This is a genomic window from Halomonas sp. 707D4, from assembly GCF_024158685.1.
Lineage (GTDB): Bacteria > Pseudomonadota > Gammaproteobacteria > Pseudomonadales > Halomonadaceae > Vreelandella.
Map to the genome: position 1 here is coordinate 1 of NZ_JAMZBD010000526.1, position 2,053 is coordinate 2,053.

Consider the following 2,053-nt stretch of genomic DNA (forward strand, 5'->3'; position numbering starts at 1 on the left):
CTTGGCCGGTCTCGATACCGCCCTGCACCAGGTTGATCACCGCGGCGGGCAGGCCCGCTTCTTCCCAGCACTGAAGCGTCAGGTCCGCCGTCAGGGGCGTCTGGTCGCTGGGTTTGAACACCACGGTGTTGCCCGCCAACAGCGCCGGTACGATGTGGCCGTTGGGCAGGTGGCCGGGAAAGTTGTAGGGGCCGAACACCGCCATCACGCCGTGGGGGCGATGGCGCAGCACGGCGCTTGCGCTGCCCACCGCCTTCTCGCGCTCGCCGGTGCGCTCCAGGTACGCCTTGGCGGAAAGCGCCACCTTGCCGACCATGGCGCCGGCTTCGGTGCGCGCTTCCCACAGCGGCTTGCCGGTCTCGAACGCGATCGCCCGGGCGAGCTCCTCGCTTCTTTGCTTGAGCACCTCGGCGAAGCGCTCGGTCAGTGCCCGGCGCTCATCGAAGGGGGTGCGCGCCCAGGTAGCGAACGCGCCGCGCGCTGCCGCAACGGCCTCACCGACCTGAGCGGGGCTGGCGCCGCCGCCCTGCCAGAGCGTCTGGCCACCGACCGGATCAAACTTGGTGAAGCGTTCGCCGTCGCCGTCGATCCAGCGCCCGTCGATCAGCAACTGCGCCCTGGCGCTCGAGGAAAGTGAGGTCATGACGTCTCCTGGGTGTCGAGTAGTCTGAGCGTATCGCCGGCGCTCACCTCCAGCCGGCGGGCTTCCTCCTCGCTGAGCACGAGGGTGCCGTCTTCGCCGGGGCCACGCCCGATCCAGGCGGCCCGGAAGGCGTTCATCCGCGTGCTCGCCGCCAGCCAGCGGCTGACGCTCTGGACCGGCGCCTCCTTGGATATCTCGACCGGATGGACGCGGGAAGTGCGCACCGCGCGCACGTCGTCGATGTAGGCCTCGACGGTGGGGCCGCCGTCGAAGATGTCGATGTAGCCCTCCCAGCGAAGCCCCTCCTTCTTGAGCATCTCGAGCGCCGGGCGGGTGTGGCGATGCACCTGGCCGATGCAGGCGCGCGCCTCTGGCGACATGAAGGTGGTATAGATCGGAAACTTCGGCATCAGCTCGCCGATGAAGCTCTTCTGCCCCAGGCCCGTGAGCCGGTCGGCCTCATCGAAGTCCATGGGAAAGAAGTGCTTGCCGAGGCTATCCCAGAACGGGCTGCGGTTGTGCTCATCGAAGACGCCGCGCATCTCGGCGAGCACCTTGGCCGGGAAACGATCGCGAAACTGGGCGATGAACAGCCAGCGCGCCTTCGAGAGCAGCGCGCCGCTGCGCAGATGCCTGTTCGCCTCGCCGCGATACTCCGGGCGCAAGAATAGCGAGCACACCTCGGCGTCGCCGGTGTGATCCGAGCTCAGAAACAGCGTGTCGATGGTGCGATGCAGATCGAGCTGGACCGAGGAGTGGGCGAGCGTGCCCAGCCGGTAGTGGTAGAACGGCACCTCGCGGCCCACTTGGCCAACGATGGCGCTGCAGCCGGCAAGCTCGCCGGTGGTCTCGTCCTCGAGCACGAAGAAGTAGAGCCGGTCGTCCACCGGCGTGCGCTCCTCGAAAGCCCGCGCGGCGGCCTCGATCTTGCCGGCCAGGAACTCGCGGTTGTCCGGAAGCGACGTGAACCCCACGCCGGCCTGCTGGGAGAGCGCCTGCAGACCCTCGATATCGTCACGGGCAATGGGTCGAATGCGCATTACATCTCTCCCTCCATTACATTTCTCCCTCGTCGAGAACGTCCTGGGCGCTGGGCAGGGACAACGGCGCGGCCAGTACCGCACGGCCCTCCTCCACCTTGAGCCTTTCGGCGTGCTCTGGACTCAGCATCAGCTGGCCGGTGGGCGACAGCGCGTAGCGGGCCACCAGGCAGCGAAACGCCTCTGACTGGTTGGCGATCAGGGCAGGCTCGGCGTCCGGCAGGGTGTGTTCCGGGCGAATGCGCACCGGGTGCCAGCTCGCCTGGCGAAAGGTCTCGAGCCGTTCACGCTCGGCCTTGACGATGGGCCCGGCATCGAAGATGTCGACATGGCGCGAACGCGCGAAGCCCTCCGCCAGCATCTCCTGGAG

General features: G+C 67.9%; 3 protein-coding genes. All 3 read right to left on the reverse strand.

The annotated features are described in order from the left end of the window. The coding region (locus BIS11_RS16145; protein ID WP_253586537.1) for an aldehyde dehydrogenase family protein at window positions 1–643 on the reverse strand (643 nt) is incomplete at its 3' end. Continuing rightward, window positions 640–1,683 carry an arginine N-succinyltransferase gene (astA, locus tag BIS11_RS16150; protein ID WP_253418629.1) on the reverse strand — a complete coding sequence of 348 codons (1,044 nt, stop codon included), beginning with the start codon at window positions 1,681–1,683 and terminating at the stop codon, window positions 640–642. The genes astA and BIS11_RS16145, both read right to left, overlap by 4 nt. 16 nt (window positions 1,684–1,699) lie before the next feature. Then, window positions 1,700–2,053 (reverse strand): arginine N-succinyltransferase (locus BIS11_RS16155; protein ID WP_253586538.1); only part of this gene is annotated, 354 nt, incomplete at its 5' end.

Excerpts from the sequence above, each read along its gene's own strand:
- astA (WP_253418629.1), bottom strand. The coding sequence starts at position 1,683 with ATGCGCATTCGACCCATTGCCCGTGACGATATCGAGGGTCTGCAGGCG.